Origin of the sequence: Streptomyces silvae (genome assembly GCF_016745505.1) — a bacterium.
GTDB classification, from domain to species: Bacteria; Actinomycetota; Actinomycetes; order Streptomycetales; family Streptomycetaceae; genus Streptomyces; species Streptomyces silvae.
The window spans coordinates 1-15,281 of record NZ_JAERUC010000156.1 but is presented as its reverse complement, the minus strand read 5'-3'; the positions used below and the strand labels follow the sequence as shown (position 1 = coordinate 15,281).

Sequence of the window (15,281 nt, the reverse complement as noted above, 5' to 3'; positions counted from 1 at the left end):
TTGCCGTAGGTTACGGAAGCGTAGCCCGCTCATACCGTCATATTTCCTCACCTCACGGGGGACTCCCCATGCCCACCAGCCCCGATGTGATCGACGACGGCCTGCCGACGGCGGCAGGCGACTCCGCAGCTCCCTCCGCCACGCTCGGCGGCGACAAGAAGCGTTCGGTCGAGCAGCTCGCTCTGCTGCTGTTCATCGTGGTGCCCTTCGCGGCCCTGGTAGCGGCGGTGCCGCTGGCCTGGGGCCGTGGCGTCAGCTGGCTCGATCTGGGTCTGCTGGTCGTCATGTACTACTGGGGCTGCCACGGCGTGACGATCGGCTTCCACCGCTACTTCACGCACGGCTCGTTCAAGGCGAACCGCCCGCTCCGCCTCACCCTGGCCGTCGCGGGTTCGATGGCGGTGGAGGGTCCGCTGGTGCGCTGGGTGGCCGACCACCGCAAGCACCACCGGTTCTCCGACGCCGAGGGCGACCCGCACTCGCCGTGGCGGTTCGGCGAGAACCTGCCGGCGCTGCTGAAGGGCCTGTGGTGGGCCCATATCGGCTGGATGTTCAACGAGGAGCAGACACCGCAGCAGAAGTACGCCCCGGACCTGGTCAAGGACCCGGCGATCCGTGCGATCTCGCGTCACTTCCTCAGCTTCACGATCCTCTCGCTGGCGATCCCGCCGCTGGTCGGCGGCCTGGTCACGATGTCGTGGTGGGGTGCGTTCACGGCCTTCTTCTGGGGTTCACTGGTCCGGGTGGCGCTGCTGCACCACGTGACGTGGTCGATCAACTCGATCTGTCACGCGGTCGGGAAGCGGCCCTTCAAGTCCCGTGACCGGTCGGGGAACGTGTGGTGGCTGGCGGTGCTCTCGTGCGGCGAGTCGTGGCACAACCTGCACCACGCGGACCCCACGAGCGCGCGGCACGGCGTGATGAGGGGCCAGATCGATTCCAGCGCCCGGCTGATCCGCTGGTTCGAGAAGCTGGGCTGGGCGCACGACGTGCGGTGGCCGGATGCCTCGCGTATCGCCTCCCGCCGCAAGGCCGCGGCCGCAGACCCGGCATGATTGACGACGTGGCGACCGACGGAAGTACCAGCGGCGAGAAGAGCAGGCCTGCCCCCACACGAAGGGCCCGGCGGGTCCGGATGACGGGCAAGGAGCGCCGCGAGCAGCTCCTGGACATCGGCCGCACCCTGTTCGCCGACAAGGGCTTCGAGGGCACCTCGGTGGAGGAGATCGCGGCGCGTGCCGGGGTCTCCAAGCCGGTGGTGTACGAGCACTTCGGCGGTAAGGAGGGCCTGTACGCCGTCGTGGTCGACCGCGAGATGCGCCAGTTGCTGGACCTGGTGACGGGGGCGCTCACGGCGGGGCATCCGCGTGAGCTGCTGGAGCAGGCGGCGTTCGCGCTGCTGGACTACATCGAGACGTACACGGACGGTTTCCGGATCCTGGTGCGTGACTCGCCGGTCGCGCAGTCCACGGGCACCTTCGCGTCGCTGATCAGTGACATCGCGACGCAGGTCGAGGACATCCTGGGCCTGGAGTTCAAGGCCCGGGGCTTCGACCCGAAGCTGGCCCCGCTGTACGCGCAGGCGCTGGTGGGGATGGTGGCGCTGACCGGCCAGTGGTGGCTGGACGTACGGAAGCCGAAGAAGGCCGAGGTGGCCGCCCATCTGGTGAATCTGGCGTGGCACGGGCTGGAGAACCTGGAGTCGAAGCCGCGGCTGATAGGCCACCGGAAGAGCTGAGGTCCGGAGCGTCACCCGTTGTGATGACGCCTGTGGTTTCCTCTCGCCGGAGGCGCTCGACGCGCTGTGACGCTCACCCGGTGACCGGCTCCAGGAACTCCAGCCGGTTGCCCACCGGGTCCTGGGAGTGGAAGCGGCGGTGGCCGGGGAGGTTGTCGTCCCACTCGACGGGGGCGCCGTGTTCGGCCAGCCGGGCGGCGTAGGCGTCGATGCCGGTGACGCGCAGGCCCGGGTGGGCCTTCCTCGCCGCACGGAAGTCCTCCTCGATGCCCAGGTGCAGCTGGACCGGGCCGGTCCCGAACCAGCAGCCGCCCCGGGCGGCGAGTGCCTTGGGCTTGGGGATCTCGGTGAGGCCGAGTACGCCCACGTAGAAGGCGCGCAGGGCGTCCTCGGATCCGGGCGGGGCGGCGAGCTGGACATGGTCGACGGCGGTGATCACAGCTGCTCCTCAGGGGTGCGGACGACCGCGAAGATCCGGCGGAACGGGAAGACCGTGCCGTGCGGGCCGGCCGGGTAGGCGGTGCGCAGCAGGTCGCGGTATTCGGTGAGGAAGGCGTCGCGGGCCTCGGGGTCGTCGGCGAGGGCGTCGAGGACGGGGCGCAGGCCGGTGCCCTTGACCCAGTCGAGGACAGGGTCCTCGCCCTGGAGCAGGTGGAGATAGGTGGTCTCCCAGACGTCCACGGTGCGGCCGGGCGCGGTGAGGTGGTCCAGGTAGGCGGTCGGGCTGTGTACGGCGTCCGCGTGGCGCAGGAGGCCGCCGAGGCGGTCGTGCCAGGGGGAGGATCCGGCGAGTTCACGCATGAGGGTGTGGCTGGGTGCGTCGAAGTTGCCGGGAACCTGGAAGGCGAGGGTGCCGCCGGGGGCGAGGGCGTCCAGCCAGTGGGGGAAGCGGGCGGTGTGGCCGGGGACCCACTGGAGCAGGGCGTTGGAGACGATGAGGTCGTACGTCTCGGTGGGCTCCCAGGTGGCGGCGTCGGCCTCGGCGAAGTCGAGGAGGGGCCCGGCGTGGGTGCGGGCGCGCTCCAGCATGCGGGGCGAGCTGTCGTAGCCGGTGATGCGGGCGCCGGGCCAGCGGTGGCCGAGGAGCGCGGTGACGTTGCCCGCGCCGCAGCCGAGGTCGGCGACGCGGGGTGCGGGTTCGTGCGGGAGGGGGCCGATGCGGGCCAGGAGGTCGTGGAAGGGGCGGGTGCGGTGGTCCGCGTGACGGAGGTACTGCTGGGGGTCCCAGCTGGTCGCTGTCATGGGGTCAGGATCACCAACAGAATCTCTTGATGTCAAGACACTTGAATTCAAGAGACTTCATGTCGAGGGACCCTCTACACTGATCGACATGGAGGACGAGGTCGACCGACTGGTCGCTGCATGGCGCCGAGAGCGCCCCGACCTCGACGTGGAACCACTCGAGGTCCTGAGCCGCGTCTCCCGTCTGGCCCGGCACCTGGACCGCGCGCGCAGGATCGCCTTCGCGGAGCACCAGCTGGAGCCCTGGGAATTCGACGTCCTGACGTCGCTGCGCCGGGCCGGCGCCCCGTATCAGCTCTCCCCCGGCCAGCTCCTGACCCAGACCCTGGTCACCTCGGGCACGATGACGAACCGCATCGACCGGCTGACCAAGAAGAATCTGGTCGAGCGGCTGCCCGACCCGAGCGACCGCCGTGGTGTCCTCGTCCGGCTGACCGATCTGGGCCGGGACAAGGCCGACCAGTCGCTGGCCGGGCTGCTCGACCAGGAGCGGGCCATTCTGGGCGAGCTCTCCCGCCAGCAGCGGTCCGAACTGGCCGGACTGCTACGCGGGCTGACCGCCCCGTTCGACAACATCCCCGGTTAGCGCGACCGGGCCCACCCCTGCCCGCCGGGCTAGCGCCACCGCCGCCAGGGTGGAGTGCACGCCCAGCTTCCCCAGCACGTTCTGCATATGGGTGCGCACCGTGTGCGGGGACAGGAAGAGCCGCTCCGCGACCGCCTTGCGGCCCAGGCCCGCCACCATGCAGCGCAGCACCTCGCGCTCGCGCGGCGTCAGCGACTCGACGAGCTGCTCGCTCTCGGTGCGGTGCTTACGGGCCGCCGTCAGCTCCCGCAGGACGCCGGTCAGCAGCGCGGCCGGCAGATGTGTCTCGTCCCGCAGCACACCGCGTATGACCGCGAGCAGCCGTTGCAGCGAGCAGTCCTTGGCGACCCAGCCGGAGGCCCCGGCCTGCAGCGCCTTCGCCGCCCGGCGCGGGTCGTCCTTCTCGGCGAGGACCACCGTGCGGATCCGGGGATGGCTCGAACGCACCCCCGCCACCAGCGAGATGCCGTCCACCGGGACACCGGCGGGCGCGTCCTCCGGTGCGCCGCGCGGCGCGGGGACGGCGTGGGCGCCACCCGTGGCGAGGGTGCCCAGTTCGGCGTCGACCAGCATCACGTCGTAACGGCGCCCCTCGGCGGCCGCGCGCTCCAGACACCGCAGCGCGGCGGGGCCGCTGCCCGCCGCCGACACGTCGACGTCCGGTTCGGCGGCGAGGGCCGCCGCGAGGGACTCGGCAAAGATGCGGTGGTCGTCGACCACCAGAACCCGGATACGAGCCACAGACACCCCCATGCTGTGTGAGCTCCTGGGGCGCCCCGTTCATGGCCTGCCCCGACGAGGACGGACCACGGCGGACACGACGCCCGGAGCACTCCGGTGGACCGCCGGCGCACGGCCGCCGCCGCGTGCCGGCCGCCACCCGCCCCGGGCGTCGTATCCGACTGTCTCGTCCCCTGAAACGGCACCGGCCCCCACCGGTGCTGCGCATCAGCCTACGGTGGGCGGTGGTCGCCGGAAGGCGATTCGCAGAACTGACCGCCCACGGTGTCTGGGGTGTTGCACATGTTCCGTCTTGAGACCGAAGTGGACAAGGAACGTCGTATTCTGCTGGGCCGGCGTCTCAACGACGACAACTGGGACGGATCACCCGGGTTACGCGCCCTGCACTCCACCTCCGCCGAGCACGAAGTCCCGCTGGAGGTCTGGCTCCTGGACGAGCGGGGGGAGCTGGCCGGCGGGCTGAGCGGACGGACCTGGGCCTACTGGCTCCATGTGGACCTGCTCTGGGTCGACGCCCGCCACCGCGGCCTCGGCCTCGGCTCGCGGCTGCTCGCCGAGGCGGAGCGCCTCGCCCACGACGACCGGGCCTGCACCCGCTCCCGGCTGGAGACCTGGGACTTCCAGGCCCCGGACTTCTACCGGAAGCAGGGGTACGAGGTGGTCGGCGAGGTCGAGGACTACCCGCCCGGCGTCGCGGAGCTGATCCTGGTCAAGCAGCTGGAGCGATCCGCCGGCCCCCCGCCGAGGGAACCGCGGGGAAGACTCCCGGCGCGGCGTGACCGGCCGCGGTGAAGGCCTCCGACACGGCCTTGGCGACGGTGTCCTCCATCGCCTCCTCCACCAGCACGATCGCGGAGCCGCCGAAGCCGCCGCCGGTCATCCTGGCGCCGAGCGCCCCGGCCTCGTTCGCCGCGGAGACCACGAGGTCCAGCTCCGGGCACGAGACCCGCAGGTCGTCGCGGAGCGAGACATGGCCCTCGGTGAGGACCGGGCCCGCCGCGCGCACCTCGCCCGCGTCGAGCAGCGCGATGACCTGCTCCACCCGGTGGTTGTCGCTCACCACATGGCGGACGTAGCGCACGACCGACTCGTCCTCGCCGGCCGCCGCGAGGGTCTCCAGCGCCGCGTCCAGTCCCTCGTACGGGAGGTCGCGGAGGGAGCCGATGCCGAGCGCGCGGGCTCCCGCCTCGCAGCCGGCCCGGCGCTCGGCGTACGCGCCGTCGCCGAGGGCGTGCTTGACGCGGGTGTCGACGACCAGCAGCTTCAGCCCGTGCGCGGCGAGGTCGAAGGGGACCTGGCGCAGGGTGAGGTCGCGGGTGTCGAGGTGCAGGGCGTGGCCCTCGGTGCAGCACGCGGAGGCCATCTGGTCCATGACGCCGCAGGGCACGCCGACGAACGCGTTCTCGGCCCGCTGGCCGAGCACGGCGATCTCCGGGGCGCTCAGGCCCAGCTGGAAGAGGTCGTTCAGGGCGAGCGCGGTGACGACCTCCAGGGCGGCCGACGAGGAGAGGCCGGCGCCGACCGGGACGGTGGAGGTGAGCTGGATGTCCGCGCCGGTGACGGTGTGGCCGGCCTCGGTGAGCGCCCAGACGACACCGGCCGGGTAGGCGGCCCAGCCGTGGCCGGAGTGCGGGGTCAGCTCGTCGACGCGCAGGGAGACGACGCCGCCCGGTACGTCGGTGGAGTGCAGCCGCAGCTGTCCGTCGGTGCGGCGGGCGACGGCGGCGCGGGCGGCGTGCGGGAGGGCGAGCGGCATGACGAAGCCGTCGTTGAAGTCGGTGTACTCACCGATCAGGTTCACCCGTCCGGGGGCGGCCCAGATGCCCTCGGGGGCGGTCCCGTAGAGCTCGGTGAAGGAGGCGGTGAGCTCGGCGTTGTCGGTCATGGTGCGGTGGGCTCCTCTCGGCGGGCGAACGTCCACGCGTCGGCGACGATGGCGGCCAGGTCGGCGCGGGACGGCTGCCAGCCGAGCCGCTCCCTGGCGGTGGCGGCGGAGGCGACGAGGACGGCCGGGTCGCCGCCGCGCCGGGGTGCGGCGGTCTCCGGGACGGGGTGGCCGGTGACCTGGCGGACGGTCTCGATGACCTCGCGTACGGAGAAGCCGTTGCCGTTGCCGAGGTTGCAGATGAGGTGTTCGCCCGCGGTGGCCGCGTCCAGGGCCAGCAGGTGGGCCTCGGCGAGGTCGGCGACGTGGATGTAGTCGCGTACGCAGGTGCCGTCGGGGGTCGGGTAGTCGTCGCCGTAGACGGAGATGGTCTCCCGCTGCCCGAGGGCGACCTGGAGGACCAGCGGGATGAGGTGGGACTCGGGGCTGTGGCGCTCGCCGCAGCTGCCGTAGGCGCCCGCGACGTTGAAGTAGCGCAGGGAGACGGCGGCCAGGCCGTGGGCGGTCGCCTCGCCGGAGATCATGTGGTCGACGGCGAGCTTGGAGGCGCCGTAGGGGCTGGTGGGCGCGGTGGGGTCGGTCTCCGTGATGGGGCTGGAGACCGGCTCGCCGTAGGTCGCCGCGGTGGAGGAGAAGACGAGGGTGCGCACCCCGGCGTCGCGCATGGCGGCGAGGAGGGCGGTGGTGCCGCCGACGTTGTTGACCCAGTACTTCTCGGGGTCGACGACGGACTCGCCGACCTGGGAGTACGCGGCGAAGTGCAGCACTCCGTCGTAGGAGGCGTCCAGCCACTTGGCGGCGTCCTGGATGCGGCCCTCGATGAACTCGGCGCCCGCGGGGACGCCCTCGCGGAAGCCGGTCGACAGGTCGTCGAGGACGGTCACGGTGTGACCGGCCTCCAGCAGGTGTGCCGCGACGACACTGCCGACGTATCCCGCGCCGCCCGTCACCAGGTACTTCTTGCCGGTGTTGCTCACTCGCTCGCTACCTCTCGCAGTCGCTGGGCCGCGGCCTCCGGCGGCACGTCGTTGATGAACACGCCCATGCCGGACTCGGAGCCCGCGAGGAACTTCAGCTTGCCCGTGGTCCGCCGGATGGTGAAAAGCTCCAGGTGCAGTCCGAACTCCTCACGGCCGGGGACCCTGAAGGGAGCCTGGTGCCAGGCCGAGATGTACGGGGTCGGCGGCTCGCCGGGGCCGAAGATCCGGTCGAATCGCCTCAAGAGTTCCAGATAGATCTGTGGGAACTCTGTGCGGGCGCCCTCGTCGAGCTCCCGCAGGTCGGGGACGCGGTGGCGCGGGTGGAGGTGGACCTCGTACGGCCAGTGCGCCGCGTACGGCACGAAGGCCACCCAGTGCTCGCCCTCCAGGACGACGCGGTCGCCGTCGGCGAGCTCGCGGGCGACGACGTCGTCGAAGAGGTTGCGGCCGGTCTCCGCGCGGTGGGCCTCCATCGAGCGGAGCATCTGCTCGGTGCGCGGGGTGACGAACGGGTAGCCGTAGATCTGCCCGTGGGGGTGGCCGAGGGTGACGCCGATCTCGGCGCCCCTGTTCTCGAAGCAGAACACCTGGGTGACCTGCGGGAGCTCGGCGAGGTCAGCGGTGCGGTCGGTCCAGGCCTCCAGGACCAGGGCGGCCTGGTCCTCGGTGAGGCCGGCGAAGGAGACGTCGTGGTCGGAGGTGAAGCAGACGACCTCGCACCGGCCGGAGTCGCCGGCGAGGGAGGGGAAGCGGTTCTCGAAGACGGCAACGTCGTAGTGGGTGTCGGGGATCTCGCTGAGCCGGCCCTCCTGCGAGGGGCAGAGCGGGCACTCGTCGGCCGGCGGGTGGTAGGTGCGGCCCTGCCGGTGCGAGGCGATGGCCACCGAGTCGCCGAGCAGCGGGTCGTGGCGGATCTCCGAGGACGTCGAGACGGCATCCAGCGGCCGCAGGTCGACGGCGTCGCGGACGGTGTCGTCCGCGGAGTCGTAGTAGATCAGCTCACGGCCGTCGGCGAGGGTCGTAACCGTCTTCTTCACCAGGCTCCTCCATGTAACGCCCTCCAAACATAACCGCACATAACAAATCACAACTCAACACGACAGTCAATGGCGCCGACCCCTGTGGACAGCCTGTGCGCAGGGGCGGTCGGAACCGGACATTTCATCCCGTGCGATCACGATCAAACAAAGAACGCCATGCGACCTGTTCATTTTCTGAACACATAGGCGTAGGTTCCGACGGGTTCAGTTCGCGCAACGAAGCGAGTACCCCCCATGCAATATCTGGCCGAAGGGCTCCGGCTCCCCACGAACGGGCTCGATTACACAATCCTGGCGATCTACTTCGTCGTGGTGCTCGGCATCGGCTTCGCCGCCCGGGCCAGTGTGAAGACGAGTCTCGACTTCTTCCTGTCCGGACGGTCGCTGCCCGCCTGGGTGACCGGTCTGGCCTTCGTCGCGGCGAATCTCGGGGCCACCGAGATCCTCGGCATGGCGGCGACCGGCGCGCAGTACGGCGTCGCGGTCGTCCACTGGTACTGGATCGGCGCCATCCCCGCCATGGTCTTCCTCGGCCTGGTGATGATGCCCTTCTACTACCGGTCGAAGGTCCGCTCCGTACCGGAGTTCCTGCTCCAGCGCTTCGACAGGTCCGCGCACCTGCTGAGTTCCATACTCTTCGCCTTCGCGGCGATCCTGATCGCGGGCGTGAACCTCTACGCCCTGTCGATCGTCGTGGAGGCGCTCCTCGGCTGGCCGCAGTGGGTCGCGATCGTCGTCGCCGGGCTCTTCGTCCTCGTCTACATCACCATCGGCGGCCTCTCCTCGGCGATCTACAACGAGGTGCTGCAGTTCTTCGTCATCCTCGCCGCGCTGATCCCGATCACCCTGCTGGGCCTCAAGCGCGTCGGCGGCTGGGACGGCCTGAGCGGATCGCTGGAGAAGCAGCACGGCGCCGACTTCATGTCCGCCTGGGGCGGCACCGGCATCGGTGACGCCAACCCGCTCGGCGCCAACTGGCTGACGATCATCCTCGGCCTCGGCTTCGTGCTCTCCTTCGGCTACTGGACGACCAACTTCGCCGAGGTGCAGCGCGCCCTGTCCGCGAAGAACCTGTCGGCCGCCAAGCGCACCCCGCTGATCGCCGCCTTCCCGAAGATCTTCATCGTCTTCGCGGTGATGATCCCGGGCCTGGTCGCCGCCGTCGTCGTACCGAAGATCGGCACGCCCGGCTCGGACCTCACGTACAACGACGCCATCCCGCTGCTGATGCAGGAGCTCCTGCCCAACGGTGTGCTCGGCATCGCGGTGACCGGTCTGCTGGCCGCGTTCATGGCCGGTATGGCCGCCAACGTGTCCTCGTTCAACACGGTGTTCACCACGGACATCTGGCAGCGGTACGTGAAGAAGGACCAGCCGGACGCGTACTACCTGAAGTTCGGGCGGCTGATCACCGCGGTGGGTGTGCTGGCGTCGATCGGCACGGCGTTCATCGCGGCCAGCTTCTCCAACATCATGACGTACCTCCAGACGCTGTTCTCGTTCTTCAACGTCCCGATGTTCGTCGTCTTCATCATCGGCATGTTCTGGAAGCGCGCCTCGATGAAGTCCGGTGTCTGGGGCCTCGTCGCGGGCACCACGGCCGCGATGGTCAACTACTTCGTGATCTACAAGCAGGGCATCATCGACATCCCGTCCGACCAGGGCGCCAACTTCGTCTCCGCGATCGTCGGATTCGTCGCCGGCGCGGTCGTCATGGTCGCCGTCACCCTCTTCACCGCGCCCAAGCCGGAGGCCGAACTGGCCGGTCTGGTCTACGGCACGGAGTCCCCGGACGCCGAAGAGGTCCCGGAGGAGGGCGACAGCGCCTGGTACCGCAAGCCCGCCCTGCTCGGCTGGGGCGCGATGGTCCTCGCCGCCCTCTGCTACCTGCCCTACTCGCTCTGATCGGAGGCACTCACCATGTCCGACCTGCACAAGGAAGTCTCCGAGCTGGAGCAGAAGTCCGCGACCGCGGCCCGGCTGTTCGACATCCGGCGGATCATCGGCGGTCTCTTCGTGGTCTACGGAGTGATCGTCACCATCGCCGGGATCAACCCGTCCGACGCCGACCTGAAGAAGGCCGAGGGCGTCCACATCAACCTCTGGACCGGCCTGGCCATGCTGGTGCTCGGCCTCTTCTTCCTGATCTGGATGAAGCTGCGCCCGGCCCAGGTGCCGGAGGGCGCGCCCGGTACGCCGGAGAGCTGACCGGAACACCGCAGGGGCCGGACCGTCACGCGTTCACGCGAGGCCGTCCGGCCCCTGCGGCGTTCCCGGCGCGGCCCGGTCGAGCAGTCCCGTACGGGCGGCGAGCGCGGCGGCCTCCAGCCGGGAACCGACACCCAGCTTCATCAGGACCCGCTGCACATGGGTGCGCGCGGTGCTCGGCGCGATCCCCATGCCGGCCGCGATCAGCCGGGTGTCCTCGCCCTCGGCGACCCGCACCAGCACCTCGACCTCGCGCGGGGTCAGCATCCGCAGCAGCCGCTGGCCCTCGTCGTCGGGCTGGACCGCCGGGTGCAGCAGCTCGGCGAACGCGCCCCGCAGCAGCTGCGGGGCGACCGCGACCTCTCCCGCCCGGGCCTTGACCATGGCGCGCTCGACGCCCTCTATGCGTTCGTCGTGGCGGACGTAGCCGGCCGCTCCCGCGGCGAAGGCGGCGGCGATCCCGCGCGGGCTCGGCACCGGGCCGAGCACCACCACCGCCACCTGCGGGCGCTCCCGTCCGATCCGCACGATCGGGTCGAACGCCCCGGGCTCGGCGGGCGCCGCGGTGCCGAACAGACAGACCTCGGGCGCCCTGCTGACGACCAGTTCCGCGGACCCCGAGGTCGGCGCGGCTGCCGCGAGCACCCGGTGCCCGCGCAATTTCAGCGCCGAGGCGAGTGCCTCGGCGAGCAGACGGTGGTCATCGACCACCATGAGCCGCACGCCCATCGGAAAAGCCCCCATGTGTGCAGCGCACTACCGCTGCGTAACCCTGAACAGGCCCCCCGGCCCCTCTGACCCGGCAAGTTACACGCTTGTTCGACGCCGCGCGCCCTCTACCGGGCAGAAGCCCCCCAGAATGCCGAATTCTGAGTCATTCAGGGCTACTTGCCCGTCGGAAAACGATCGGCCCTGCCGGTCGGATGATCAACCGGCAGGGCCGTTCCGTCCGGGCCCTGGGCGGGCCGGGCGGGTCAGACGGTGCTGAAGGAGACGACGAGGTACTGCTTGTCGTCGAGCGTGCTGGACTTGCTGGGCTCGCTGACCATCTGCTCGGAGATGAACAGCCGGCCCTTCTCGTAGATGAACTCGGCGTAGTCCACGGAGAAGCTCGTCTCCGCGTCACGGACCGACTCGTCGTCCGGGTTGACCATCAGCACGGTCTCCTCGAACGTCGAGCCGTTGATGGAGACGATCTGGCCGCCCTTGTCGTACGGGGGCTCCTTGTACGCGATGACGTTGGAGCCGTCCATGCGCAGCGGGGTCAGCGTGTAGCGGTCGCCCGCGTCCGCCCTGCCGCCGACGAGCTTGCCGGTGGTGAGGTCGAAGGCGACGATCTCGTTGGTGTCGCCGTACTCGCCGCCGCCCTCGTGCCGCTCGGTCGGCACATAGAGCTTGTTGTTGCCGACGGCCAGGGCGGTGCACTCCTCGACCTCGGTGGAGCCGCAGTCCCCGGCGTACTTGTCGGCGTCGGCGGAGATCCGGACGATGAGCTTGCCGGTGGCCGCGTCGATGGAGAAGAAGTCCGAGATGCTGCTGCCGTCGCCTGCGGTGTCGCCGACGTCAGCCGCGACCACGAGCGGCTTGGTGGAGACGATGCTCGCGTACTCGACACCGGCCGGCATGTTGTACGAGGAGAGCGGGGCGCCGGTGGTCGGGTTCAGCGCCTGGATGGTGAGCTGCGGGTCGTCGTAGCCGCCGCACTTGCGGACGACCGCGAGGGCCTCGCCGCCGCCGTAGCCCATGTCGTAGCAGTTGTTGGTGTCGGTCTTCGGCTTCCAGAGCTCGGCGCCGTTGGCGAGGTTGAACGCGGCGCCGCCGCTGGTGCCGCCCGCGGCGACCGTGGCGCCGCTGAGCGTGACCTCGTTGAAGCGGACGGGCTCGTCACCGCTGGACGTGGAGGTGACGGACTTGCTCCACATCAGCTTGCCGGTGGCGAGGTCGAGCGCGCCGATCCGGTTGCAGGAGGGGTACTTGTCCTTGGCGGTCGGCTTGCCCTCCTCGAAGGCGATGGCCGTCTTGTAGTCCTTGCTCATGTGCCGGGACGCGGCGCAGACCTGGCCCTCCAGCGGGATCGACCAGAGCTTGGTGCCCTTGGCGAGGTCGTAGCCGACGACCTCGTACACGCCGGACTTCACGTAGACCTTGTCGGTCACCCAGGAACCGGCGACGACCGTGGTGTCGGTGACCTTCGGGTGCGGGAGCTGGAAGCCGACCTTGGACTTGGTGTCGGCCGGGGCCTTCTCGGTGCCGCCGGCCAGGCCGTCGCCCGTGCCGCCCTTGCCCTCGCCGTCCTTGCCCTCGCCGCCGGGGCCGGCCGAGGACGCCTCCTCCTGCTTGCCGTCGTCACCGCCGCTGGAGGCGTAGAAGATGCCGCCGCCGACGATCAGCACCACCGCGACGACCGCGGCGACGATGATCTGCATCTGGGTGGTGAACTTCTTGCCGCCGCCGGGCTGGGGGGCGACGTACTGCGGCTGCATCGGCGCGGTCGGGTAGCCGTACCCCTGCTGCGGGTACATGCCGGGCTGCCCCGGCGGGGGCGCCTGCGGGAAGCCGTAGCCGGGCTGGGCCGGCGGCTGCCCGGGGGGCGGCGCCTGCGGGTAGCCGTACGCGGGGTTCTGCGGCGGCTGTCCGGGCGGGGGCGTCTGCGGGGCGCCGTAACCACCACCGGGCGGGGGCGGCGGCGGGCTGCCGTAACCGCCTGCGGGCGGGGTGGGCGGGCTGCCGTAGCCACCGGCCGGCGGGGTGGGCGGGCTCCCGTAGCCACCGGCGGGCGGGGTCGGCGGTGCGGCCGGGGGCTGCTTGGCCAGCGGGTCGGCGGGCGGCGGGGTGGGCGCGCCGAAACCGCCGGGCGGCGGGTCCTGCGGGGCACCGAAGCCGCCCTGGGGCGGTTCGTTGGGCGGCTGGGGCGGCTGGGTCATGGCGTACGTACCTCTGCGGGGTCTGAGAAGAAGGGGCTGCGGTGGCCGTCGTCGGCCGTCACTTGCCGAAGGCCATCATGGTCGTCTGTTCCTTCTCCTCCTCGTCGTTGCTCGCGCTGACGCGGTCACTGACGACGAAGGAACGGCCGCCCGCGTAGACGGTCTTGGAGGAGAAGAAGTTCTCGATGCGGGTCGTCGAGTCCGGGTGCTGGAGCAGCACCTTGGGGGCGCCTCCGGTGGGTGCGATCGTGGCGATCGCCCCGCCCTTGTCGTACGAGGGCTCCAGGTAGACCAGGACGTTGCCGCCCTCCATGCGCAGCGGCTTCATGGTGCGTTCGGCAGGGGCCGGGGACTTCCACTTGGTCTTGCCGGTGTTCAGGTCGAACGCGATGACCTTGTTGGTGCGGCCGGTGCCGCTGGTGTCGTCCTCGGTCATCATGTAGAAGGTGTTGGCGTCGGCGGCGAGACCGCTGCACCCTTCGAGCTGCTGGCCGAAGACGGAGAAGTCGTGTCCGCAGTCGACGGCGGGGTTGTCCCCCTTGTCACTGACCAGCTGGGAACGGAGCGTCCCGTTCTCCTTGAGGGCGAGGATGCCCCACTTCTTCTCCTCGCGCTGGGTCAGCGAGACGACGAGCGGGCTCACCGAGTAGACCTTGTCGATCTCCCAGCCGCGCTTGGGCTGGTACGTCCACTTGGCCTTCCCGGTGGCCGGGTCGATCTCCTGGACCTGGTGCTGCGGGTTGTCCACGTCGTCGGTGCGGCAGCTGACCGCGGCGATCAGCTTGGGGCCGCCGGCGAAGGCGAACGGCTGGCAGTCGCCGGACGGCTTGCCGAACAGCTCCTTGCCGTCGCTGACCCGGTAGGCGTTGGAGTTGCTCGTACGGCCGACGGTCACGGTGTCACCGCTGATCGCCAGGCCGATGTCGGACAGCATGTCCCAGGTGCCGTTCTTCTTGACCGCCTTCTTCCAGCCGGCCTTGCCGGTGTTGAGGTCGATCATCTGGAGGCTGGCGCAGTTGGCCTTGTCCGTGGTGCCGTCCTTGACGCCGATGACGATCTTGCCGTCGGCCGTGGCGGTCCCGGGTGCGGCGCACATGTCGGCGGGCAGCGGGAGCTTCCACTTCTCCTTGCCGTCGGCCACCGAGTAACCGACGACCGAGCGGTACATGCCCTTGACGAGCGTGTCCCCGACGATCCACGGGCCGTACACGTCGGCGCCGTTGCGGGGCAGGTCGATGTCGTTCTTCGTCAGCCAGAGGACCTTGGCCTCGCCGTCCTTGCGCCCGGCGTTCAGGTCGTCGTTCGCCTCACGGCCGTCTCCCTTGCCGTCACCCTGGTCGACGGTGGGCGAGGTGCTCGGGTCGGGGGCGCCGCTGCTGGACTTGGCGACGGGCTTCTTCTCGTCGTCGCCACCGCTGGTGGCGAAGAAGATGCCGCCGCCGACGACGAGGAGCACGGCGACTGCCGCGCCGATGATGACGGCGGGCTTGCCCTTGAAGGGCCCGCCGCCGGAGCCACCGGGGCCGCCGGGTGCGGGGGCGCCGGGGTACTGCTGCTGCGGGTAGCCGTAGCCGGGCTGCTGGCCGTAGGGGCCGGGCTGGGGGGCGTACGGACCTGACGGGGCGCCGTAGGGGCCGGGCTGCTGGGCGTACGGACCGGGCGCCGGCTGACCGGGGGCCTGCGGGTAGCCGTAGCCGGGCTGCGCCCCGGGTGCCTGCGGATAGCCGTAACCGGGCTGCGTGGGCGGAGGCGTCTGCGGCGGGCCCGGGGGCGGCGTCTGCGGGGGCGCGGGCGGCATCTGCGGCGGGGCCGCCGGTGGTGACTGCGGCTGGGGCGGCTGAGGAGTGCTCTGCGGATCCTGCGGAGCCCCGAAGCCCCCCTGCGGCGGTTGCTGGCTGGGCGGCTGGGTCATCAGCACGTCCCCCTTCGTGCGGTCC

The 15,281-nt window shown here is 70.7% G+C and carries 14 protein-coding genes and 1 pseudogene; 6 read left to right on the top strand and 9 right to left on the bottom strand.

Annotated elements, in window-relative coordinates; genetic code table 11:
• Positions 1-68: 68 nt before the first annotated feature.
• Entirely contained in the window at positions 69-1,055 is a 987-nt protein-coding gene (locus tag JKV81_RS24940; RefSeq protein WP_129263887.1) for an acyl-CoA desaturase, read from the top strand.
• Complete coding sequence (locus JKV81_RS24935) at positions 1,052-1,738, top strand: TetR/AcrR family transcriptional regulator (RefSeq protein WP_099177320.1); 687 nt, start codon at positions 1,052-1,054, stop codon at positions 1,736-1,738. The genes JKV81_RS24940 and JKV81_RS24935 overlap by 4 nt, the downstream gene beginning before the upstream one ends.
• 73 nt (positions 1,739-1,811) lie before the next feature.
• Here JKV81_RS24935 and JKV81_RS24930 read toward each other — a convergent pair whose 3' ends face one another.
• A complete protein-coding gene (locus JKV81_RS24930; protein ID WP_129263889.1) occupies positions 1,812-2,177 on the bottom strand; it encodes a VOC family protein in 366 nt (121 codons plus the stop codon).
• Positions 2,174-2,980, bottom strand: a complete 807-nt coding sequence (locus tag JKV81_RS24925; protein WP_129263891.1) for a trans-aconitate 2-methyltransferase — start codon at positions 2,978-2,980, stop codon at positions 2,174-2,176. Before JKV81_RS24925 ends, JKV81_RS24930 begins: the two co-directional genes overlap by 4 nt.
• 88 nt (positions 2,981-3,068) lie before the next feature.
• Between JKV81_RS24925 and JKV81_RS24920 the strand changes: the two genes are divergently transcribed.
• The gene (locus JKV81_RS24920) at positions 3,069-3,566 is read left to right on the top strand and encodes a MarR family winged helix-turn-helix transcriptional regulator (RefSeq protein ID WP_124277360.1); all 498 of its coding nucleotides are present in this window, start codon (positions 3,069-3,071) and stop codon (positions 3,564-3,566) included.
• Here the strand turns inward: JKV81_RS24920 and JKV81_RS24915 are convergent.
• A complete protein-coding gene (locus JKV81_RS24915) occupies positions 3,525-4,319 on the bottom strand; it encodes a response regulator transcription factor (protein ID WP_202077876.1) in 795 nt (264 codons plus the stop codon). The genes JKV81_RS24920 and JKV81_RS24915 overlap by 42 nt on opposite strands.
• A 270-nt stretch (positions 4,320-4,589) precedes the next feature.
• Between JKV81_RS24915 and JKV81_RS24910 the strand changes: the two are divergent.
• Positions 4,590-5,027: pseudogene (locus JKV81_RS24910) on the top strand (GNAT family N-acetyltransferase); the annotation flags it as partial.
• On the opposite strand, the gene galK reads toward JKV81_RS24910, so the two are convergent.
• The 3 genes from galK to galT are packed head-to-tail and all read right to left on the bottom strand — an operon-like array spanning position 5,017 to position 8,209.
• Positions 5,017-6,192 carry a galactokinase gene (gene galK / locus JKV81_RS24905; RefSeq protein WP_202077874.1) on the bottom strand — a complete coding sequence of 392 codons (1,176 nt, stop codon included), beginning with the start codon at positions 6,190-6,192 and terminating at the stop codon, positions 5,017-5,019. The pseudogene JKV81_RS24910 and the gene galK overlap by 11 nt on opposite strands.
• Positions 6,189-7,169: a UDP-glucose 4-epimerase GalE gene (galE, locus tag JKV81_RS24900; RefSeq protein ID WP_124277364.1), complete on the bottom strand. Its 981-nt coding sequence runs from the start codon at positions 7,167-7,169 to the stop codon at positions 6,189-6,191. Before galE ends, galK begins: the two co-directional genes overlap by 4 nt.
• Positions 7,166-8,209 (bottom strand): galactose-1-phosphate uridylyltransferase, encoded by a 1,044-nt coding sequence (galT, locus tag JKV81_RS24895; protein ID WP_129263898.1) that lies wholly within the window; start codon positions 8,207-8,209, stop codon positions 7,166-7,168. The genes galE and galT overlap by 4 nt, the downstream gene beginning before the upstream one ends.
• A 237-nt stretch (positions 8,210-8,446) precedes the next feature.
• Between galT and JKV81_RS24890 the strand changes: the two genes are divergently transcribed.
• Positions 8,447-10,117: a sodium:solute symporter family protein gene (locus JKV81_RS24890; RefSeq protein ID WP_099177329.1), complete on the top strand. Its 1,671-nt coding sequence runs from the start codon at positions 8,447-8,449 to the stop codon at positions 10,115-10,117.
• A gap of 15 nt (positions 10,118-10,132) precedes the next feature.
• Positions 10,133-10,420, top strand: coding sequence for a hypothetical protein (locus JKV81_RS24885; RefSeq protein WP_099177330.1), 288 nt, complete (start codon positions 10,133-10,135; stop codon positions 10,418-10,420).
• Between the two features lie 33 nt (positions 10,421-10,453).
• Here JKV81_RS24885 and JKV81_RS24880 read toward each other — a convergent pair whose 3' ends face one another.
• From JKV81_RS24880 to JKV81_RS24870, 3 genes are all read right to left on the bottom strand, one after another.
• Positions 10,454-11,149 (bottom strand): helix-turn-helix transcriptional regulator, encoded by a 696-nt coding sequence (locus tag JKV81_RS24880; RefSeq protein ID WP_129267001.1) that lies wholly within the window; start codon positions 11,147-11,149, stop codon positions 10,454-10,456.
• A gap of 245 nt (positions 11,150-11,394) precedes the next feature.
• A complete protein-coding gene (locus JKV81_RS24875) occupies positions 11,395-13,344 on the bottom strand; it encodes an outer membrane protein assembly factor BamB family protein (protein ID WP_129263899.1) in 1,950 nt (649 codons plus the stop codon).
• Between the two features lie 58 nt (positions 13,345-13,402).
• Entirely contained in the window at positions 13,403-15,256 is a 1,854-nt protein-coding gene (locus tag JKV81_RS24870; protein ID WP_202077872.1) for an outer membrane protein assembly factor BamB family protein, read from the bottom strand.
• Between the last annotated feature and the right edge of the window lie 25 nt (positions 15,257-15,281).